20 protein-coding genes and 2 other annotated features are annotated in these 23,257 nt (G+C 36.8%); of the genes, 2 read left to right on the top strand and 18 right to left on the bottom strand.

Features of this window, described 5'->3' with window-relative positions; translation table 11 throughout:
• Positions 1-46: 46 nt before the first annotated feature.
• Positions 47-367, top strand: coding sequence for a YbaB/EbfC family nucleoid-associated protein (locus QSJ81_RS17030; protein ID WP_038670247.1), 321 nt, complete (start codon positions 47-49; stop codon positions 365-367).
• 12 nt (positions 368-379) lie between these two features.
• On the top strand, positions 380-934 hold the full coding sequence (locus tag QSJ81_RS17025) for a hypothetical protein (RefSeq protein ID WP_285718546.1): 555 nt from the start codon (positions 380-382) through the stop codon (positions 932-934).
• A gap of 85 nt (positions 935-1,019) precedes the next feature.
• On the opposite strand, the gene QSJ81_RS17020 is transcribed toward QSJ81_RS17025, so the two are convergent.
• The 18 genes from QSJ81_RS17020 to QSJ81_RS16935 form a co-directional block, all read right to left on the bottom strand.
• Complete coding sequence (locus QSJ81_RS17020) at positions 1,020-3,389, bottom strand: endonuclease MutS2 (protein WP_285718545.1); 2,370 nt, start codon at positions 3,387-3,389, stop codon at positions 1,020-1,022.
• A gap of 36 nt (positions 3,390-3,425) precedes the next feature.
• Entirely contained in the window at positions 3,426-5,936 is a 2,511-nt protein-coding gene (locus QSJ81_RS17015) for a U32 family peptidase (RefSeq protein ID WP_285718544.1), read from the bottom strand.
• 163 nt (positions 5,937-6,099) lie between these two features.
• A complete protein-coding gene (locus QSJ81_RS17010; RefSeq protein ID WP_285718543.1) occupies positions 6,100-6,726 on the bottom strand; it encodes a DUF421 domain-containing protein in 627 nt (208 codons plus the stop codon).
• Positions 6,727-6,789: 63 nt separating this feature from the next.
• Complete coding sequence (locus tag QSJ81_RS17005) at positions 6,790-7,047, bottom strand: cell division protein ZapA (protein WP_285718542.1); 258 nt, start codon at positions 7,045-7,047, stop codon at positions 6,790-6,792.
• 166 nt (positions 7,048-7,213) lie between these two features.
• Positions 7,214-8,605: an amino acid permease gene (locus QSJ81_RS17000; RefSeq protein WP_038670235.1), complete on the bottom strand. Its 1,392-nt coding sequence runs from the start codon at positions 8,603-8,605 to the stop codon at positions 7,214-7,216.
• A 217-nt stretch (positions 8,606-8,822) separates the two neighbouring features.
• Positions 8,823-11,258, bottom strand: a complete 2,436-nt coding sequence (gene pheT, locus QSJ81_RS16995) for a phenylalanine--tRNA ligase subunit beta (protein WP_285718541.1) — start codon at positions 11,256-11,258, stop codon at positions 8,823-8,825.
• A gap of 26 nt (positions 11,259-11,284) precedes the next feature.
• Positions 11,285-12,307: a phenylalanine--tRNA ligase subunit alpha gene (pheS, locus tag QSJ81_RS16990; RefSeq protein WP_285718540.1), complete on the bottom strand. Its 1,023-nt coding sequence runs from the start codon at positions 12,305-12,307 to the stop codon at positions 11,285-11,287.
• Between the two features lie 49 nt (positions 12,308-12,356).
• Positions 12,357-12,570: a binding site (T-box leader), on the bottom strand.
• A 130-nt stretch (positions 12,571-12,700) separates the two neighbouring features.
• Positions 12,701-13,507, bottom strand: a complete 807-nt coding sequence (locus QSJ81_RS16985; protein ID WP_285718539.1) for a TrmH family RNA methyltransferase — start codon at positions 13,505-13,507, stop codon at positions 12,701-12,703.
• Complete coding sequence (locus QSJ81_RS16980; RefSeq protein WP_285718538.1) at positions 13,504-14,163, bottom strand: potassium channel family protein; 660 nt, start codon at positions 14,161-14,163, stop codon at positions 13,504-13,506. Before QSJ81_RS16980 ends, QSJ81_RS16985 begins: the two co-directional genes overlap by 4 nt.
• Before the next feature lie 13 nt (positions 14,164-14,176).
• The gene (locus tag QSJ81_RS16975; RefSeq protein WP_502929665.1) at positions 14,177-15,577 is read right to left on the bottom strand and encodes a TrkH family potassium uptake protein; all 1,401 of its coding nucleotides are present in this window, start codon (positions 15,575-15,577) and stop codon (positions 14,177-14,179) included.
• 78 nt (positions 15,578-15,655) lie between these two features.
• Entirely contained in the window at positions 15,656-16,504 is an 849-nt protein-coding gene (locus QSJ81_RS16970) for a class II fructose-bisphosphate aldolase (protein ID WP_285718537.1), read from the bottom strand.
• 156 nt (positions 16,505-16,660) lie between these two features.
• Entirely contained in the window at positions 16,661-17,017 is a 357-nt protein-coding gene (gene rplT, locus QSJ81_RS16965; RefSeq protein ID WP_038670224.1) for a 50S ribosomal protein L20, read from the bottom strand.
• A 32-nt stretch (positions 17,018-17,049) separates the two neighbouring features.
• Positions 17,050-17,247: a 50S ribosomal protein L35 gene (gene rpmI / locus QSJ81_RS16960; RefSeq protein WP_285718536.1), complete on the bottom strand. Its 198-nt coding sequence runs from the start codon at positions 17,245-17,247 to the stop codon at positions 17,050-17,052.
• 15 nt (positions 17,248-17,262) lie between these two features.
• Positions 17,263-17,781, bottom strand: a complete 519-nt coding sequence (gene infC, locus QSJ81_RS16955) for a translation initiation factor IF-3 (protein ID WP_071842001.1) — start codon at positions 17,779-17,781, stop codon at positions 17,263-17,265.
• Between the two features lie 27 nt (positions 17,782-17,808).
• Positions 17,809-17,938: a sequence feature (ribosomal protein L20 leader region), on the bottom strand.
• Positions 17,939-18,000: 62 nt separating this feature from the next.
• Positions 18,001-19,908 carry a threonine--tRNA ligase gene (thrS, locus tag QSJ81_RS16950; protein WP_285718535.1) on the bottom strand — a complete coding sequence of 636 codons (1,908 nt, stop codon included), beginning with the start codon at positions 19,906-19,908 and terminating at the stop codon, positions 18,001-18,003.
• 381 nt (positions 19,909-20,289) lie between these two features.
• A complete protein-coding gene (gene ytxC / locus QSJ81_RS16945) occupies positions 20,290-21,207 on the bottom strand; it encodes a sporulation protein YtxC (protein ID WP_285718534.1) in 918 nt (305 codons plus the stop codon).
• Between the two features lie 145 nt (positions 21,208-21,352).
• Positions 21,353-22,507: a DEAD/DEAH box helicase gene (locus QSJ81_RS16940; protein WP_285718533.1), complete on the bottom strand. Its 1,155-nt coding sequence runs from the start codon at positions 22,505-22,507 to the stop codon at positions 21,353-21,355.
• Between the two features lie 107 nt (positions 22,508-22,614).
• Entirely contained in the window at positions 22,615-23,172 is a 558-nt protein-coding gene (locus QSJ81_RS16935) for a nitroreductase family protein (protein WP_285718532.1), read from the bottom strand.
• Between the last annotated feature and the right edge of the window lie 85 nt (positions 23,173-23,257).

The following is a 23,257-nucleotide window of genomic DNA, read 5'->3' as shown; positions in this document are numbered from 1 at the left end:
AATTCTATTATTTTATCAGATAAATTTAGTATGGAGGCGATTTTCAATGTGGGAAAACTTAGGAAATATGATGGAAATGGTAAAAAAAATTCAACAAAATGTTGATAATGCACAAGATCAGTTAAAAGCTCAAAGAGTAGAGGTTTCTAGTGGTGACGTAATAAAGTTAACATTAAATGGACAACAAGAAGTACTAGCAATAGAAATCAACAGTAAATATTTATCTTCTGAAAATGCAACATTATTACAAGATTTATTAGTTGCAACCATAAATAACGGTCTAACAAAATCCCGAGAACTACATCAAAACGCAATGTGCAAATTAACTGGCGATTTAAATCTCCCGAAAATTCCTGGCCTATTTTAAGGAGGGTGCTATATGCCGAACGAAAGTCCTAATACAATGTTAGAAACGGTAACGCATATGATTGATAACATAACAAAAGAGGGTACCGGCTATGATACCCTCGTTCACATATTGTCACTGCTTTGTATACTTCACATCCTAAATCGCACACAGCCTTCTACGGCAGCACCTATTCAGAATTCACCTGCAACTTCAGCTAATCCATTACATAAGTTATTAGGTGAACTAACAAAAAGCGGCGAGGGAGGAGGAGGACCTTCTCCCGATATGCTTATGTCTCTTTTACCTCTTTTAAATAATCCACAAATAAAATCAAAATTAAACCCAGCAAATATCAGTAATATGTTAGGCCTACTCAATAATTTAGGCGGCGGGAATAATGAAAAAGCAGAAAGTACTAAAACCGAAAAGGTGGAGAAGAAGGATCCTCCCGCTGCCGCAGTTACCTCATCCCTTGCCGAATCTCCAATGCATAATTCTATCCAAGATCCTGATCCTCTAGATAAAAAAGACCTAGGGCGTTCTTTAAATTGGAAAACTACTTTCGGAAATGAGAAAGAGGTGTGAGAACAATACTCACACCTCTTTTTGCTACAACGACTTTATGAACATAAACTCAAAGCTTCTATAACACTAAAAAGTTAGCTTGGACTTATGATAACTGTACTACAGTAGCTCCGTCTCCACCTTCATTTAACTCACCTATACTAATATCTCTTACGTAATGGTGATTTTTCAGATAAGTTCTTACCCCTTTACGCAACGCTCCTGTGCCCTTTCCATGTATAACTATTACTGTATTTAATCCTGCTAAGATAGCATCATCAATATACTTGCCTAATACATATTCAGCCTCGTCTACCATCATACCTCGTATATCAATCTGCCTAGAGACACCTTGAGTCTTCATAAAGTTTTTATCACGATTTTTATCTTTGTTTTTATTTTTATTTTTTATTGAAGAACTTTCGCTTATCAAACGGCAATCTGCTATTGCTACACTCATTTTCATAATACCTAGCTGAACAGTCACTTCATTACTACCAATCGACAATACTGTACCCTTTTGTTTTAATGTAGTCACATATACGTCAACACCTGGATTTAAGTTATTCGCAGTAGCAATAGGTAAATCAATATCATTTTCTTCATTTTCATTTAAATCACCTAAGCTTTCTTTTAGGCGTTTTCTGCTTTTATCAAATATACCTTGTCGTGCTGAACTACTTTTAACTGCGAATTGCGCCTTTAGTTCCGTAATAATCTCTTCGCTTTCTCTTCTAGTCCTTCTTAAGAGGGACTCAGCTTCCTCTTGCGCCCTAAGTAAAATCTTATTTTTCTTCATTGCTAACACGTTTTCTTCACTTGCAAGCTTTTCTCTTAAAATTTGCAATGCTTGCTCTTGCTCTAAAACTTCCTCATGAAGTTTATCATAAGCTATTTTTTGTTCTTCTAAAGCATTTAATACATTTTCAAATTCAGCATGATCTTTATCAATAAATTGTCTTGCCTGGTCAATAATAGGATCTGATAGACCAAGCCGTTTACTTATGGCAAAAGCATTACTACTTCCCGGAACGCCAATTAATAGTCGGTAAGTAGGTCTAAGTGTTTGTATATCAAACTCTACACTAGCATTTTCAATCCCTTGCCTTGAGTAGGCAAATGTCTTTAACTCACTATAATGTGTTGTTGCTATTGTTTTAACACCAATTCTAAGTAGATATTCTAAAATCGACATTGCTAGAGCGGCTCCCTCATCAGGATCAGTTCCCGCACCGATTTCATCAATCAATACTAAATCTGAAGGGGAAATATTTTTCAAAATCCTTACTATATTCGTCATATGAGCCGAGAACGTACTTAAACTTTGTTCTATACTTTGCTCATCACCAATATCAGCAAAAATATTATTGAATACAGTTATTTCTGATCCGCTATTTACAGGAATATAAAGACCAGATTGAGTCATAAGAGCAAATAGCCCTAATGTTTTTAAGGTTACTGTCTTCCCCCCTGTATTTGGCCCAGTAATTAGTAATGTATTAAAATCTTTGCCGATATAAATATCAATAGCTACCACGACAGCAGGATCAATAAGAGGGTGCCTAGCTTGGCGCAAGTTAACATAACCAGTATTATTGATAATAGGTAAAGAAGCATGCATAACAAGACTGAGTTTAGCTTTCGCAAAAGCTAGATCGATTTGAGCTAGCATGTGACAATTCACATGAATCACTTCAGAAACATTCGCAACTTGCTCTGTCGCAAGGCGTAAAATACGTTCCACTTCATTCTTTTCAGCAGACATTAGTTGTTTTATCTCATTATTTAATACAACAACGGCCATTGGTTCAATAAATACAGTAGCACCACTTGCTGATTGGTCATGAATAATCCCTGGAAAATGATGACGATATTCTTGTTTAATAGGTATAACATATCGATCGCTTCGTACAGTTACTAATGCATCCTGAAAATACTTTTGATACTCGCTTGAACGCAATATACCGTCTAGCTTATCCTTAATACGTCCCTGGGATAATTTAACTTCTCGTCTAATGTGCAAAAGTTCTACGCTAGCGTCATCACGAATTTGCCCCTGTTCATTTACTATATTTTCAATAACATTTTCAATATTACGAACTACAGTAATATTTTGCACATAACCAGGCAATATAGTGAAAGCTGCAGGCATATCCGCAAAGAAGCTTTTCATCCTTCTAGAAGCATATAAAGTACTTCCTATTGCAACTAGTTCATCAGGAGCAAGTACTGAACCTATTTCTGCTCTTTTTAATAAAGAACGGATATCGCGAATGCCGCCGAGTGGTACACTAGACATGGCGTCAAGAATCTCTCTAGCTTCTCGAGTTTCCGCAATTCGTTTGGTCACTTCAGCAAAATCATTTGCCGGTACTAATTTTTCAGCAAGTTCGCGCCCCATAATAGAGCTGCTTTTCTCAGCTAACATCTCTCGTATTTTGTTATATTCTAATGTTTTTAATACAGAAGCATCCATTCATTTCTCCCCTATAGACAAAAGATAGTTACTCTTTTATAATACGCCCCGAAAATAATGTCCGCGGGTTATTTCATGTTCAACATTTTTTATTTTATCTTCCAAAATTAAAGGATGATTTTCTCCTTGATCCAGTAATTCTCGATATAACTTCACGGTTCTACTAAGGTAATCTACATTACTTTTCTTGCCTTCGATTCGGATGCGCTCGATACCCATGGTACCAAACTTAGAAACATGAGGCAACATACTTAATTCTTTGGCATTCAAAATATGCATACGGCAAAATTGATCTGTAGCTATTGGAAAATTTTCGTCTTTACGATCATTCAACCAATATTCTTTGCGTGTACAAGCTTGGTTACATTTCCCTGCACCAACATTCCCTAAATAACTACCTATTGTACAGTATTCTGACACCATTAACGTTAAATACCCATGGACTATACATTCTAAGGAGACATTTTGATTATTACCAAGTTCTTCAATCTGTGAAAAATTTAATTCAGGTGACAAGGTTATACTCGATATTCCCTGTCTAGCAAAAAAAGCAATGGATACATCATTATATACATTTAAAGGATAATCTCCATGTAGAGGTATGTTAGTTAACTGTTTTGCCATATGTAATGCCCCAAGATTGCTGATGCCAATCCCATCAGGTTGCAATTCTTCAAATAAAGCTAACTCTCTTTTCAATTCTTCAGTTTGCCACGTTTTAATAATACGAGGAGTATTTAAAATAATCTTTTTCCCTTGTTCACGGGCAATACTAACTGCTTGTTTATATTCGTCCTTACTAATCGCCTTATGATTAAACGATTCTCCGCCAAACAGAACCAGATCCCCGCTGTTTTGGTAGGATGCAGTAAGTTTCGCAATCGTATCCACGTTAGTTACCAGTAAAGGACGTTCAACACGATGATTGTGATTGGGCGAAACATTTGTCGACGGAATAAAATCTCGTATCACGTATTTTTTCCGCGGTAAATCCTCACGGTAAAACGGTGCTAAACGAGCTTTCTCTAACTCTTCTACTGCTCTGCGCCTAGCATCATTGATCTCACTCATAGGCACCATAACCTCACCCTGGATTTCACACTCTAACGTGTCCAAGCTAAAAATCGTAGAGCCAAGGCGATCTACTTGTTTTCGAATTACCTCTAGAGTCAATGGCCGTTTCAGTGCTTTCTCTGCAATAAAAGCTGTCACAGCACCTCCAGTAAAGCCATCTTCATCTTGTATATTGATTTCCATGGGTTGTCCTTCACATACTGTTACTTTGATAGCAACTGAGACACGTTTTATCGCATTGGGTTCCGTGAAAAATGCTCGCGCTCGTTGCATCAACCCGGCATCAAAAACCTTAAAAACTCTGTCATTCATACGTACATGCGTATGTAAAGGAATGGATACTTCTGCTCCTGCCGGAGCAAAAGTGACAGCTTGATTATTCACAGTCATAGAAGAAACTGTTACACTAACTCGCCCACCAACTTTAACCCAAAAATCAACGATATCATTTATATATAAAGGTTCATCCAATTTTATAGTCGCTATTCTTTCTTGGAAATCGTAATCGCTAACTCGACCAATACGTACACCACGATTATTGGGACGACGATCACTCATCATGTTGCGCCCATGATTCTTTTTTAAATAGGCTGTTGTAAAATCCCTGTTAAAAATCTGTGCCAATTCTTTTTGTTCTTGCTCTGCAACTACGTAATTATCTGGGTTAGCCAAATAAGCATCAATAGCCCTACGGTATGTATCAACTGCCACTGCAACATATTCTGGTCGTTTCATGCGACCCTCGATTTTAAAAGATGTTACGCCCGCATGAATAAGTTCTGGTATCAATTCTAAGGTATTTAAATCCTTAGGGCTTAGTAAATATTCACCAGCTTCGGCTTCCGTAAGTAAATCATTTCCCCGCTCATCTACAAGGGTATACGGCAGACGACAAGGTTGAGCACAACGACCACGATTACCACTACGCCCACCAATCATACTACTCATTAAACATTGCCCTGAATACGAAATACACAATGCACCGTGAACAAATGCTTCAATCTCTGTATTTGTATTTTTGCAAATATAATTCAGGTCTTCCATAGATAACTCTCTAGATACTACAACTCGCTCAAAACCAAGATCGGTAAGAAACTCTACACCCTCCAAGTTGTGAACGGTCATTTGCGTACTAGCATGTATTGGCATCTCAGGTACGATTTGGCGTGCAATTTGGAAAACGCCAATATCCTGAACAATAATCGCGTCCACACCAATTTTATATAAATACTGCAAGTAAACAGTTAATGCAGGTATCTCAATATTGTCTACTAAGGTATTTACTGTTACATAAACCAGTACACTACGCAAATGAGCGAATCGAACTGCCTCTGCTAATTCTTCATCGTTAAAATTGGGCGCACTAGCGCGAGCACCAAACATTTTACCCGCCAAATAAACAGCATCTGCACCACTTTCTACAGCTGCAACTAGAGCTTCTCGACTACCAACAGGCGCTAATAATTCTATCATATGATTCCATCCCTTTCAAAAAAACACATACAAAATAATGATATAAACTCTTAAACACGAAAACATACTACACAAGGAAATACACAAAGGTTCTGAAAAGATCCCTTTGTGCTGCTTTGCGTGCTAAGCTCAAGGCATAGTGTCTTCGTGTTTCAATCCTTTATTACTTAAGTCCTTTATTGTTTTTTACATACTCTGTTAACTCACGTACATCTGACATAAACTGTTCCATTTTAACCCATTCCTGTCCTAAGGGAGTAAGTGGGTTTTTGTAAATGTCACTAATGTATGTCTCAAGGTCTTTTCTAGTCAAAGGTTCCTTTTCAGCTGTCTTTATGATAGAGAAAACGCCACAACTTTCAAGTCGCGCAAGTTTAATATCTTGTAAATCGGTCATTTCCATACCTAATTTATGCAATTCTTGACGCAAATCATCATAATTAAAATGAGTTTTAACAAAGTTTTCTCGAAGAATTTTTCCATCCTGAATTAAAGTCACTGGTGTACCTTCTACCCATTTACGCAACGTAACATTTTTTAAGGATACGTAAGATAATATTTGCTGCAATAATAGAAGGGTAAATAAACCTTCTATACCGCTTAATAAAGTTTGCCCCTTATCCATTGAAGCGGTAACGATAATATCACCAATCCCTACCATAATTACAAAATCAAAGGGAGAAAGTTGTCCTACTGTACGATTCCCCATTAAACGTACAACAATAAGAGCTACCGTAAATAGTACCACTATATGTAATAAAACATGACCAAAGTCGCCAGTCTCTAACACAACATCACTCCTTTTGATTGTTATTATTCACAATCAAAAAGACAGTTATGCAACACAACTTTATCAGTATTTTTCTTCTTCTACCATTTGAATTAATTGTTTGTAGTTTTGTTCTAATTGTAAAAATTCTTCGGCAATCGTTAAAGCTGCTAAGACAGCAACTTTAGCTGGAGATAATCGTAGGTTTTTATGCGCAATTTTTTTCATCCGCGAATCCACTAATGCAGCAACGGATATTACCTGCTCTAATTCTGTATCACTCTTTAGACAATAGGTTTCACCAAAAATTTCAACTGTTACTTTATGTATATTATCATTCATAACGTCACCTATATTACCTATTTTACTAATCTTTTAAATTCGACCTTACAAATATAATTTCCTGCATGTTTCATAAAGAAAACTAGTATGTCTTTATGTAACGTACTTTTTTAATAAAAAAGAAAGCAGCTATGTATTACATAACTGCTTTCCCTTATATATTAAACTATGCCGCTTTATCAGTTTTTGTAAGCACGCTATTTTTATTACCATATAAAAAGTATACGACAAAACCAATTCCACTCCATACAAAAAAGCGTACCCAAGTTTCATACGGTAAGTTATACATCAAGTAACCACAAGAAAGAACTGCCAATGGTGCTATTATATGAACTGCAGGACATCTAAATGGCCGCTCTAGTTCTGGTTTAGTATAGCGTAGAACTAATACTCCAATGGAAGCAACGGCAAATGCAAATAGTGTTCCAATATTCGTTAATTCTGCAATAATTCCAATAGGAGTAAACCCAGCAATTAAAGCTACCGCAATTCCGGCCACAATCGTAATGATATGAGGTGTACCATACTTAGGATGTACTTTCGAGATAGCAGCAGGAATCAAACCATCACGAGACATCGCAAAGAAAATGCGAGATTGGCCATACATCAACACAAGCAATACAGTGGTAATACCACAAATGGCTCCAGTTCCAACTAGGGCTGACCCCATGTTATATCCGATAGCCCTTAACGCATAAGCCACAGGCTCAGCATTATTTAACTCTGTGTAAGGGACCACACCTGTTAACACAGCAGCAACTATGATATAAAGAATGGTACAAACCACTAATGATCCTATAATTCCAATTGGTAAATCTCGATTTGGATTACGACACTCTTCGGCAGCAGTTGCCACAGCATCAAATCCAATATATGCAAAGAAAATAATGGCTGCACCACTAGCTACTCCAGCAAAACCATAAGGCATAAATGGATCCCAATTTGCAACATTTACTTTAGGTCCTGCTAATGCCAAGAAAATAAAGACAGCAAGTAACTTAATCGCCACAAGAACTTTATTAAGAGTCGCACTCTCTTGTGTTCCACGAACTAATAATAAACTTAGAAATAGTGCAATAAACATAGCTGGGACATTTGCAATACCACCATCAGCTGGAACAGCAGTATAAGCTTTCGATAATTCAATACCACCTGATTTTAAAAGCCCTACTACATATCCAGACCATCCAGCTGCAACAGCACTTGATCCTACAGAGTATTCTAAAATAAGGTTCCACCCTACAATCCAAGCAATGATTTCTCCTAAAGCAGCATAAGTATACGTATATGCGCTTCCAGCAATGGGAACCATGGCAGCTAATTCAGCATAGGCTAAGGCAGCAAACGCACAGGCCAATCCTGAAAGAACAAAAGAAATCATCAAGGCAGGACCAGCATATTTTGCTGCTGCAACTCCGGTCAAAACAAAGATACCTGTTCCAATAATACACCCTATACCAAGTAGTGTTAAGTCCATAGCGCCTAGTGTCTTCTTCAAACCTTTTTGCTCTGCGCCTGCTAAAAGTGCACTAATACTTTTTGTGCGGAAAATACTCATTACGCTCCACCTTTCTCTAAATAACTTAATTAAATTCTTTTTTATTCTTTTTACAATTTAGGTAAAATTTCTTAAAAAAATAGATCTGTCCAAAAGGACAGATCTATTTTTTACTAAATAGTAAAAAAAACGTACTTACAACTATCCTGTTAACAGGATAACACAATCGCAGTCACAGGTAAAGTGTTTTTTGTGTTTTCAGCAAAGACATTTTATGCTAACTCCGAATTTTTGCCGCCAGTGTCTCTTCTAGATAAACAACAGTTTTCTTATAGCACACTTCAATTTCTTCATCTGTAAGTGTCCGAGTTTTATCTCGATAAGTTAATGAAAAAGCTAAACTCTTAAACCCATTTGCAACTTGTTCACCAACATATACATCAAATAATCGTACATCATTCAGTAAAGGGCCAGAACTAGCGACAATTGCCTGTTTCACCTGATCCGCAGAAATTTCTAATGGTAAAACCACTGCCAAATCCCTATTGATTGCCGGAAATTTAGGTAAAGACTGATACTTGGTAAGTAAATTCACACAATTAACTACTGATTCTACGCTAACTTCAAAAACATATACTTTACGTTGTATGCCAAAACTATCCATTACTTTTGGATGCAGTTCACCAACCGTTGCTAAGACATTACCGTTTTTACGGAATATTGCTGTCTTGCCAGGATGTAATGACATATGTTCACCAGCAGCAACATCATAATCCTGAATTCCTAAGCTGGATAATAATACCTCTACAGTTCCTTTCGCATCATAAAAATCCACACTATCCTTTCCTTGGTTCCAGGAAAGTTCATTACGTTTACCAACTAATGCACCACATAACATTAAAGGCTCTTTAGGCAAAGAATCTAATGGTAATTTTTCAGGTAAATACACAGCTCCGAGTTCATAGATTCTTATATCATCATTTTTCCTTGCAAGATTACGAGCAATCGTTTCCAATACACCACCAAGTAAAGTAGTCCTCAGTATTGGAAAGTCATCTGTAATAGGATTAAGTACCTTAATTGCTTGATGTAATGAATCATTTTCTACTATATTTAATTTATGTAACACTTGTGGATGGGTAAAACTCAATGAGATAACTTCATCCAATCCAGCTCCAGTTAAAGTAGTTTTAATGGAATCTACAATAGACTGAGCGTATTCTTGTCCGCCACGCAGTATATTACCGCCAGGAGTAGTCGTTGGGATCTTATTATAACCATAAATTCGGGCAATCTCTTCACATATATCTGGCTGATATTGGACATCCCCACGCCATGTAGGTACGTTTACAATTATATTTTCACCTTCAGAATTTGTATCAATGGCAAACTCTAAACGACGTAATATATCTAACATAACAGCCTTATCAATATCAGTTCCCAAATAAGCATTCACTTTTTGAGGAATAAAGCTAACTTGTCTTGGTAAAAGCATATTAGGATAACTATCTACAATACCTGGGCATACCTTACAGGCTCCCATATCTTCCAATAATTTTGCAGCCCGGTCTAAGGCCCGAATACTATTAACTGTATCAACGCCTCTTTCAAATCTTCCGGATGCCTCGGAACGTAGGCCAAGGGCTCTTGATGTACGACGAATGCTTACTCCATTAAAAGAAGCAGCTTCCAATACTACATTTTGTGTATTATCAGTAACTTCAGTAGCTAGGCCACCCATTACCCCTGCAACACCAACCGCTTGCACTTGATCGGCAATAACCAGCATGTCCGAAGTAAGCTCTCGTTTAACTCCATCAAGAGTCGTAATTTTTTCTCCTGTTTGCGCCTTACGTACGGTTAAACTATGTTTTGACAGTAAATTATAATCATAGGCATGCATTGGCTGGCCCATTTCTAACATAACATAGTTTGTTACATCCACTACGTTATTAATTGACCTCATTCCTACAGCTTGTAGTCGCTGCTTTAACCATTTCGGTGATGCTCCAACTTTTACATCTTGTAAAACCCGTACTGCAAAACGGGAACATAAAGACGGTTCGTCTATAGCAACCTTAACTAGATTCACAGCCTTCTCTCCAGCCTTTTCATGCAAATGAATCATCGGTTTCTTCAACGTTCCGCCTGTGAGCACAGCAATTTCTCGCGCTAAGCCAATCATACTAAAACAATCAGCACGATTAGCTGTTAACTCAAACTCTAAAACTACATCATCCATTCCTAAAGCTTCTCGAATATCAATACCGATTAAGGTATCATCGGGCAAGATATAAATTCCTTCTTTTTCCTTGGGTGATAATAATTTACTATCAATATTAAGTTCTGTTGTGGAACATAACATACCATAAGACATTACACCACGTAATTCACTAGCTTTTATTTCTAATCCTGTGGGTAATTTAGCACCCACTAATGCTACAGGAACAACATTTCCGACTGAAACATTCGTCGCCCCAGTAACAATAATTAAAATTTCTTTTTCTACGTCCAGCTTACAAATAGATAGCTTATTCGCATTTGGATGTTTCTCTATTTCAATAATTTTTCCCGTTACAATATTTTCAATATCTTTTCCTAAATGAGTTATACCTTCTACTGGAATACCAGCCATCGTTAACATTTCCGCTAATACTTCTGGTGTTTCTTTAAATTCAACATATTCTTTAAGCCACTTGATTGATGCTTGCATACCTATCTCCCTTCACTTATCTGTTTCTAGAATTGTCTTAAGAATCGCAAATCATTTTCATAAAATAATCGTAAGTCGTCTATGCCATATAATAACATGGCTATTCGCTCTACTCCCATGCCAAAAGCAAAGCCGCTTACTTTCTCTGGGTCAAAGTTGCTCATTTCCAGTACACGAGGATGTACCATTCCTGCACCTAGTATTTCGAGCCACCCTGTACCTGAGCAAACTCTGCATCCGTTGCCATTACACATTACACAAGAAATATCAACTTCTGCACTGGGTTCGGTAAAAGGAAAGAAACTTGGACGAAAACGTACGCCGACATCCTTACCAAAAATTTCGTGAATAAACAATTCCAATGTTCCTTTTAAATCAGCGAAGCTAATATTTTTATCAATTACTAAACCTTCTACTTGATGAAACATAGGAGAATGGGTTGCATCATAATCTCGACGATACACCTTTCCAGGTGCAATAATGCGAATAGGCTGATTAGGTTCAGCGGCCTGCATGGTACGTACTTGTACTGGTGAAGTATGGGTACGCATTAAAAATTCTTCCGTTATATAAAAGGAATCCTGCATATCCCTAGCTGGATGGTCTTTGGGTAGATTAAGTGCTTCAAAATTATAGTAATCTTGTTCAACTTCTGGCCCTTCTGCTATAGCAAATCCCATTCGCATAAAGATATCTTTAATACGCTCTAAAGTCACAGTTAGAGGGTGTTTATGCCCTACATTAACCTTACGACCAGGCAAAGTAACATCAATCTTTTCAGATGCTAATTTTCTTGTCAATTCAGCTTGCTTAAAGTTTTCACTTTTGACCTGAATTATATTTTCTAATTCTACTCTAATATCATTTACAATTTGTCCAATTCTCGGGCGTTCTTCCGCACCTAATGCTCCCATCCCCTTTAAAGCGCTTGTCAAACTACCTTTTTTCCCTAAATATTTAACCCTTAAATCATTTAACGTGTCCAGATTATCAACTTGTGATAATTCTACTAAAGCTTGTTGCTTTAAAGATTGTAATTCTTGTTCCATATATACCTCCTAAAACATAATTTGGAAAAAATAAAAAGACCTCACCCCTCTAAGGGGCGAAAGTCTTACTCCCGCGGTACCACCCTAATTTAGTACTCAGTTTCTTTAACGCAGAAAATAACGTCTGGCTTACACAAGTTACCCCTTCAGCACAGATACTCCAGAGTGAATTTCTGTTAGCGATTTGGGACTGTTCTCAATCTATGACAGTATCCTCCCTGTATCAATTAGAGCTAACATACTCTCTCTATCATTGCACTTAAGCAAGTATAGCAGCAAAAGCTACTATACATATTCAATTTTACGCCTAATCTACTATCAAATTCGAGATAGTAGGAAAACTCTATTATCAAAGGCATTATAGCATACTATCCCAGTAATTACAATATAGGGTTATCCTTGGCGTTGACGCACTGCTTCATATAAAATAACTGCTGCCGATGCAGCAACATTTAATGATTCCACATTTCCAACCAAGGGGATATGCATTCTTTCTTTAGATTCTTGTAGCAAATGGTTGCTAACACCATTTCCTTCATTACCAAATACAATAGCCACTGGTTTTTTTAAGTTTGCCTGAAAATAAATACGAGAACCCTCTAAAGAAGTTGCTAGAATATCTATCTTATATTGGGCTAAATAAGATATAATTTCATTTTGAGTGACACCCTCAACTATAGGTATATTAAACAAGGAACCCATGCTAGCTCTCACTACTTTACCTGCAAATACATCTGCACAACCTTTTGTCAATATGACTCCAGTACAACCAGCAGCGGCAGCCGTACGAATTATCGTCCCCACATTTCCCGGATCCTGCACTTCATCAAGCACTACCAAAAGAGGATTTTCAACTTTTCCTAGCATATCCACCAGCTGATGTGCAGACTTTCTAACAATAGCCATAAGCCCCTGTGGTTCTTTAGTTTCAGACGCTTTATCATAAACTGTTTTTAAAACTTCAATTGTTCGGCATTCTTTTGTTTTTAGCTGGTCTAGTATTTTTTGAACGCGGGGTTCTCCTTGCGCTTCACTCGTGTAAATACATGTCTCAACTAACCAATTTGACTTGGAAGCCTCTTCTACTAAACGAATCCCTTCTACTATAAATAGTCCTAATTCATCACGATATTTTTTTTGTTTTAGTGATGTTGCCATTTTAATATATTTATTCTGTCCACTTGTAACTATTTCACTCAAGAAAGATCCTCCAAACGTTGTATTCCTTTAATACCACCAACAACTACTAAAATATCGTCCTCTTTAAATTTTTCACTTGGCAGTGGTGGAATAATTAAAGCTTCGCCTCTTTTAATCGCTACAACATTAATTTCAAATTTCGCCCTTAAATTCGTTTCAGCTAGAGTCTTTCCTATAAGCGCCCTAGGTATACTAACTTCTACAATACCTAAATTAGGAGAAAGTTCAATGTAATCCATGATATTACTAGAAACTAAATTATGAGCTACCCTTTGCCCCATATCTCGCTCCGGATATACAACCCGATCAGCACCCATTTTCTCCAGCATTTTACCATGGAGTGCATTTTTTGCCTTTGTAACAATATAGGGAACCCCTAGCTCTTTCAATTGCAGTGTAGTTAAAATATTAGCTTGGATGTCCTCTCCGATTGCAACAACCACTACGTCAAAATTTCTAATACCTAACGCAGTTAAGGTTTCTTCGTCGGTTGTATCGGCCTGTACAACATGTGTTACCTCATTACTAAATTCTTGTACTCTTTCCTCACTAGAATCAATGGCTAATACTTCATATCCCAATTTGTGCAAATTAGTCGCTACACTAGAGCCAAAGCGGCCTAAGCCGATGACAGCATATTGTTTTTTAACTTTCATTTAAATCAACTCCTTAACCAATATTGACCTTACCTTCAGGGTATTGAACCGCACCTTTTCTACTTCGCAGAGCCAAAGCTAAGGCTAAGGTCACTGGACCTACCCGGCCTGCAAACATAGTCACAATCAGCCACAATTTACCGTGCACCGTTAATGAACTTGTTATACCTGTAGTTAATCCTACTGTACCAAAAGCAGATACAACTTCAAATAATATATTTAAAAAAGAAAACTTTTCACTAATACTCATCATCATTGTCACAAAGATCACTAAAGCTGCCGCGATAAAGAATACTGTAAATGCTTTATAGATAATATTTTGGTTAATACGGCGCCGAAATAATTCTGCGTCATTTTTGCCTGTAATTAAAGCCCATATTGCGGCTATCATCACACCTAATGTAGTTGTTTTTACGCCACCGCCTGTAGATGCAGGAGAAGCACCAATAAACATTAATATAATCGTAAAAAATAAAGAAGCATCCTGCATTTTTCCGATATCAATTGTATTATACCCTGCAGTCCTAGGTGTCACAGATTGAAAATAACTAGCTAGAATCTTCCCCTTCCAAGATAATTCACCAAGCGTCTCTGGATTATTTAGCTCCAGCAAGAAAATAATTATAGTACCAACGAAAAGCAGTACTGAAGAAGTCGTAAGAACCAGCTTAGTATGTAATGAAAAATTATGCCATTGACGATTATCCCACACATCAAAAATCACGGTAAAACCAATACCGCCTAAAATAATCAACGTGGTAACAACAAGGTTAACAGTAATATCATCAACATAGTGTGTTAAGCTACTAAAATTACCAAACAAATCAAATCCAGCGTTACAAAATGAGGAAATTGCATGCCAATAGCCAAAATAAATTCCCTTTGCCCCCAAGTCAAAATACCATCGAATGGCCAAAATCGTCCCACCAATAAACTCAATAAGAAATGTTGCCATAATAATATACTGGGTTAACCGAACAACCCCTGATACCGTCATGTGATTTAGAGCTTCTTGCATAATAAGTCGTTCACGAAGTTGAATTTTACGACGCATAATTAATGCCATTAAAGTCGCCATCGTCATAATGCCAAGGCCTCCGGCCTGAATAAGAAAAATAATTACAAGTTGCCCAAACAAAGAAAAATAAGTCCCAGTATCCACTACAACCAGGCCCGTTACACACACTGCCGATGTAGCAGTAAATAACGCGTCTACAAAAGATAATCTTTGCCCAGTCACCGAAGCAATAGGTGTCATCAGAAACAAAGCTCCAACTAAGATGAGTCCTGCAAAGCCTAACACTAAAATTTGATAAGGTGTAAGCTTCCACTCTGAAAGATCAAGCAAATTGGAAAAACTAGTCTGTAATTTCAATTCCTTCACTCCATTTTTGAACTTTGCATATCTTTTCATTGTAGCATTACTCATAGAAAAAACCTACCTAATTTTTCTAGAAGGTAGGTTTTTCTTTATTATAATTTGTAGTATAAGCTATATTGCTTTGGAAATACAATTGAAATGTAACATATATTTACGAACTGAATTTTTAACTCCCTTTTTAACCGCAGACATTAAAGAAATATAATTAGCTCCTGGATTTTCTAACAGTTCTGTTCTAAGTTTTTCACTTGCCGCCATAGATGTATCTGTAGGAATGTTAATCTTAGTTATTCCATATTTTATAGAGTTTAAATAATCATCACTACTAAGCCTAGAACCTCCATGCATAACTAAGGGAACATTAATTACAGAATTTAATTGACTTAATCTAGCAATATTCAAATTTGTAGTACCGCGGTATGCGCCATGATGATTGCCTACCGAAACAGCCAAAGCATCAATATTAGTTTTATCCACAAAGTTTGCCGCTACATCACATGTAACAATATTGTCTTCATTAATATCATCAGCATGTTCACAACAACCAACATAGCCCAATTCACCTTCAACAGATACGCCGAGGGAATGGGCTATACGTGTAACTTCTTTTGTACGTTTTAAATTTTCAACAACAGACAAGGATGATCCATCAAACATCACAGACGTAAAACCCCAGCGTATTGCTTTAATAATTCCTTCATAAGTATAACCATGGTCTAAGTGAAGTGCGATTGGGACGGATGATTTTTGTGCAGCACGTACCATAGCCGCACTTAAGGTATCTACATCAACAAATTTAAAAAATCGTTCTGTAATGCCGAGCACCAAAGGAGTCTTCAATTCTTCCGCAACTTCCACGACAGCACACAGTGTCTCCAGATTAAATACATTAAAACCGCCAACTGCATATTTTCGATTACGTGCATCCTGAAGCAAATCATTCATTGTTACCAATGCCAAAATAAAATCCCTCCTCAACGGTTAAATTTTACTTTAAGTTAGTTTATTTTATTCGCGATGCATCGTTAAAAACCTGCAATATTAAGAATATTTTAAATAATATTTTAATGATATGATGCATAAAAAAATCCTAGACCCAAAGTCTAGGATTCTTTTCTATTTAACTTGCTCTTTAGCAATTTCAACAAGTTTAGCAAAAGCAGACATATCGTTTACTGCAAAATCAGCCATCATTTTACGGTTTACTTCTACACCAGCTTTATTTAAACCACTAATCAATTTGCTGTAAGAAAGACCATTTAAACGAGCTGCAGCATTAATACGAGAAATCCACAATCTACGGAATTCGCCTTTTTTCGCACGACGATCACGACGAGCATAATAAAGAGCTTTCATTACTGTTTCATTTGCTTTTTTGAACAGTTTGCTCTTAGAACCTCTATAACCTTTAGCTAACTTTAGAATTTTTTTATGACGTTTATGTGCTGTCACGCCTTTTTTAACTCTTGGCATGTGCTGTACCCCCTATTTAATATATGTCAATTTTAGGCGTAAGGAAGCATTTTCGTTACGCGTTCGTGGTCAGCTTTACTAACCAAACCAGCTTTACGCAAATTGCGTTTACGAGCTGGACCTTTTTTCTCAAGGATGTGACGTTTAAAAGCTTTAGAACGTTTGAACTCACCACTACCAGTAACTTTAAAGCGTTTAGCAGCAGCTCTACGTGTTTTCATTTTTGGCATAATTGGTCTCCCTTCTTAATTCTGTGGCTTAGGCGCCAGAATCATTATCATATTTTTTCCTTCAAGCCGAGCCGCGCGCTCAATATTGGCAAGATCTTTAATTTGGCTGGCCATTTTATCCAAAACTTTCTTCCCTAGTTCGGGATGGGACAATTCCCTTCCACGGAACATGATGGTTACTTTTACTTTGTCACCATCTTCAAGAAAGCGTTGAGCGTTTTTAAATTTAACATCAAAGTCATGATCCTCAATGTTTGGACGTAGTTTAACTTCTTTGACAGTTACAACTTTTTGTTTTTTCTTAGTTTCTTTGTCACGTTTTTGTTGCTCATATTTGAACTTACCAAAGTCCATAATACGACATACTGGTGGTTTAGCTGTTGGCGCTACTTCCACTAGATCAAGATGTTGTTCCGCTGCCATTTGCAACGCATCCCTTAATTGGACAATTCCTAATGGTTCATTAGTCGCACTAGTCAAACGAACTTCCCTAGCCCTGATTTCCTCGTTAATTCTTAATGTGTCTTTGCTAATTGTCGCTCACCCCCTGATAAATTTGGCTACATATAAATAAAACGGATGGTATAAATACCACCCGCAACAAAAGCATAATAAAACAAATATGCTGTCATAACCTCACTAACTGCCTATGCGTTGTAAGGTGAGAAGCGGATGGCTTCTGCTTAACTCAATATCTTGAGTACTTGATTATATTATCATTAGATAGTTTTAATGTCAAGCACTAAAATGAACTTATTGTTTTTCTTTTATTTCTTTTAATAGAGTAGCAATAAATTCAGTAGCATTTTGTGCACCAATATCACCTTGACCACGTTTACGCACAGCAACGCTATTTGATTCCACTTCTTTGTCGCCAACAACTAAGATATAAGGAATTTTTTCTAATTGTGCTTCACGAATCTTGTAACCAATTTTTTCACTACGTTCATCTACTTCTACACGTATTTCTTGTTCAAACATAGTAGCAGCCAATTCTTTTGCATATTCTGCTTGGCGGTCAGTAATCGGTAAAATTTTAACCTGTACAGGTGATAACCAAGTCGGAAAGGCACCAGCATAGTGTTCGATCAAAATTCCGATAAATCTTTCCATACTACCAAACGCTACACGATGGATCATAACAGGACGATGTTTTTGCCCATCTTCTCCTACATAGGTAAGATCAAACTTTTCTGGCATCTGCATATCCAATTGGATCGTACCGCACTGCCAAGTACGGCCTATAGAATCTCTAAGGTGAAAATCAATTTTAGGACCGTAGAAAGCACCATCGCCTTCGTTTACACGGTACTCCATCCCCCGTTCTTCCAAAGCCTCTCTAAGAGCATTAGTTGTTACTTCCCACACTTCATCAGAACCCATTGCTTTTTCTGGTTTTGTGCTTAATTCTGCATGATAAGACAAACCGAATGTACTATACACAGTATCAAATAAATCAATTACGCCTTGTATCTCTGATTTAATTTGTGCTGGCAACATAAAAATATGAGCATCGTCTTGGGTAAAACTCCGCACACGCATTAACCCATGTAATGCTCCCGAGATTTCGTGACGGTGTACTAATCCTAACTCAGCTGTTCTAAGAGGAAAATCCCGATAACTATGGTGTTGGGTACGATATACTAAAATTCCGCCTGGACAATTCATTGGTTTTACTGCGTATCCTTCATTATCAATTTTGGTAAAATACATATTTTCTCGATAGTGATCCCAATGACCGGACTGTTGCCATAGCTTTTGATTTAAAATAATCGGAGTCTTAATTTCTTGGTATCTATATTTAAAATGTAATTTCCGCCAGAAATTTTCCAATTCATTTCTAAGAACCATACCCTTAGGATGGAAAAATGGGAATCCCGGCCCCTCTTCTTGGATGCTAAACAAGTCAAGTTCTTTACCTAATTTACGATGATCTCGTTTCGCAGCCTCTTCCAACATAGTAATATATTCATCTAACTCCGCTTTCTTTTCAAAAGAAGTACCATAAATTCTTTGCAACATCTTACGTTTTTCATCACCGCGCCAATAAGCACCAGCTACACTCTGTAGTTTGATAGCCTTTACTTTTCCTGTTGATGAAAGATGTGGGCCAGCACATAAATCAATGAACTCCCCTTGTTTATACATGGATATCGTTACATCAGCAGGCAAATCCCTAATCAATTCTACTTTGTAATCTTCACCTAATTTCTCAAATATACGAATAGCCTCATCGCGGTCAACCTCCATTCTTTCGATTGGAAAATCTTCCTTAACAATCTTCTCCATTTCGGCTTGAATCTTCGCCAAATCGTCTACCGTGAAGGCAGAAGCCATATCAAAATCATAATAAAAGCCATTGGCGATAGCTGGGCCAATTGCTATTTTTGCATTAGCATACAAACGTTTTACAGCCTGAGCCAAGATATGTGATGATGTATGGCGGAAGGCATCACGTCCTTCAGCATCCTGGAAAGTAAGAAATTCTACTTTCGCATCCTTTTCTAGTTTAATTGGCAAATCGGTTACTTGACCATCCACCTTTGCAGCTACAGCACTTTTGGCTAAACTACGGCTAATGGATGCTGCAAATTCAGCAAGAGTTGTTCCCTGCTCAACCTCACGCAGACTTCCATCTTTTAGCGTAATTTGAATCTTCATTTTAAACCTTCCTCCTCATGCATCTTCTTCAAAAAAAATAAACTCTCATCCCCATATAGGGACGAGAGTTATAACCCGCGATTCCACCCTGATTGGCCAAAGCCCATCTCAATTTTTGATAACGGGAATTACCCCGGCACAGCTTACTATTTTATAAAGACAATCAAGTACTTACGTAATTAATCGCATAAAATTTTCAGCATAGCAGTTTAAAGGTGGTAACAATAATGGTGTACGTAAAGATGCTCACAGCCTACGACATCTTTTCTCTGAAACAACAGTTACACTATTGTCTTATCCTTTGCATTACTTTTACAAATTTAATTATTAAAATAATAATATCTATTTTCAATATGATTGTCAAGATCTATAGTAACTGTTTCAGCTAGGAGGTGTAAAATATTCCTTATAAGCTTTTATACAAAAATCACACCCATTACATACCATAAACCTACCCTCAAAAATATTTTTTATAATATCTACTACACCTTGGGTAGCAGACCGATAATTATCATCAACGTGAACCATAACGCTGTAAGGAGCTATTGTAATAAGAGCTGTAATTAACAAATCTTCATAATTAATTGTTTCATCACTATTCGTTGCAAATGTTTCTAACATTTGATTGTTAATTAGGTTTCCTTGTTCATCCAAAATTTTATAAGTTCCACAGTTAATAATCACAACGTGTACTTCTTCCATTTGCGGCTCTTGAATTGTAACAAAATATCGCAATACACGAATAAACTCTTTGTATTCCAATTCCATCATAAAATCATCTACAGCTGTATCTACCACTTTTGCTAAATTTTCTCGATATTCTTTTAATCTAAAATTTACAAATCCCTCCAAAACTAGCTCATGATGAGAATCAAGATATTCCCCAATCTTTTCTACTATACTTTTACAACGCATGCCAAATCCAAAATCTGCAACTACACCATAGTTATCATTCAGTAAATGCAATGCATTATCGTAAATAATTTTACGTTCTTCTTCAGAAAAATAATAATAATTATGTTCGATAATTTTGTAAACGATCTTTTTTTCTTCTCGTGAAATAATCAATTCGGCCAGCATTTGGGCAACATGATGTTTGACGGCATTCTTTATTCGTTCATAATTACGAAAAGACAACTCACCTTCCATTACGTTACAACCAATAAAAGTATAATGTCCTTTATTCGTTTCATCAATAGCTACTCTATATCCGTCCTTTATTAGCGTTTTACAATCCAGTTGGAGTTTCTCGCGTATATCTTGGGTTGTTCCGCTTAAGCCAACAGAAAGCAATTTCACCACCCTCACTCCTTTCCTACTTTATTATATGTATCACATTATATTTGCATACAAAACAAAATATATAATAAAAAAAAGACTTAGCTTTGCGCCAAGTCTAAAATTACTTTATACGTCCATTCTATTAATCATTTGCAAAACAATTCTACTTACGAGTTTTGCCACTATCAAATATTTTGCCATGTTCCATATATTTGGGTGCTATATTTATTTTTAAGAATTTCTCATATTTGTGAATCAAGGCAACTTCCTTTTTAGTGACAATAGAGATAGCAATACCACTTTTACCTGCTCGCCCAGTGCGGCCTACACGATGTAAATATATTTGCGGATCTTCAGGCAGATCCAGATTAAACACATAATCTACACCAACGATATCTAGTCCTCGTGCTGCTACATCCGAAGCAACCAGAAGATTAACTTTCCCCTTCCGAAATTCTTCTAAAGATCTTTTACGATCACCTTTTATAGAACTACCGTGTATACCAGCAGCTTTTAGTCCATGATAGACAAGTTTTGCCGTAGTCTCTTCGATATCTTCACTTTTATTGATGAAAACCAATGCACGCTCAGCATTTACTAACCTTACCATTTTGCGTACTACTTCAGCCTTATCTCTTTGTTCTGCAACAAAATACATATGAGTAATATCAGGCCTATCACTAGATTCTTCTGCAACGGTAATAACCTCCGGATCGCGCATAATTCCTGTAGCTAATACCAACGTTTGCGGAGTTATCGTCGCCGAAAATAACAAGACCTGTCGATCTCTTAATGTTGTTTTTAGTACAGCTTTCACACTATCAACATTTCTATCGTCTAGTAATCGGTCCGCTTCATCAATAATAATAGTCTTTATTGTCTGAGATGTTATTTTCTTTTTTTGTATCAATTCTAATATTCTACCACTAGATCCTACTATAATGTGAGGTTTCTCTTTTAACTTATCAATCTGCCTCGCGATATTTACATTTCCGATAATCGGGGTTGAAGTTATAGGTAGTTCTGAATTTTTCGCCAAGACCTCAATTTGCCGTTGTATCTGAATAGCAAGTTCATGAGTAGGTGCAAGAATCATGGCCTGCATTTCACGTTTCGTCGTATCGATTTTTTGGAATAAAGGTAATAAATATGCTAATGTTTTACCTGTACCAGTTGCCGATTGCCCTATGATGTCCTTTCCAAGTAAGGCCAAGGGAATTACCTTTTCCTGTATCCCAGTAGGAACATTGATTCCAGCCTTACCCAATCCTTCTATCATTGATGTAGTTATGCCTATTGCTTCAAATGAATTACTCATCTTATCTCCTCTTTATATCATATAATTATTATTTATTTATAGATTATTTCATTATACTCTATTTCTGGTATCTAAAAAAACAATAAGCGATTCTTATTACTTTAAAATTATCGAATATAACTAACAGTTCCATTCTTACGTTCTGGGCCTCGACCATTCGTTCGTGCCTTATATCCTAAACAAACAGCATATAAAGGCTTATATCCTGCTGGTAACTGTAGTTTCTCAACTTCCATCTCATGAGCAAAAAAGAATCGAATTAACCCAATCCAACAAGAACCGATATCTAGTGATTCCGCAGCCAATAATATATTTTGAATTGCAGCTGAACAGTCTACAACAGAGCTAAGCATAGTATCTTCTTCTTTCTTACCTGATACAATAAGCACAGTTGGAGCATTATAAAAGAGATTTCGCCCACTACGCCCCATACGGGCCACCCATTGTAAAGTTGATTGGGCCATATCTTGTGTAGCAACATGACTCATATGTTCTATTAGTTTTCTATCTTGAATAACAGTAATATGCCATGGCTGAGCATTATGGCCACTCGGTGCCCATAAACCAGCCTCTAGAATCAACTGTAGTTCCTCTTCCTTAATTTGTTCCTCTCGGTAAATACGTACACTTCGTCGAGTCTTAATAGTATTAATAACTTCATTCATAAAAAGATCTCCTTTATTTCTAAAATAACTACTATAATGCTACAGATCATCACTATAAAGAACAAATCAAAACACCGCCCAAACG

Origin of the sequence: Pelosinus sp. IPA-1, assembly GCF_030269905.1 — a bacterium.
Classification (GTDB): Bacteria; Bacillota; Negativicutes; order DSM-13327; family DSM-13327; genus Pelosinus.
Note: the sequence above shows the minus strand (reverse complement) of the source record. Positions and strands in the feature narration are given on the sequence as shown.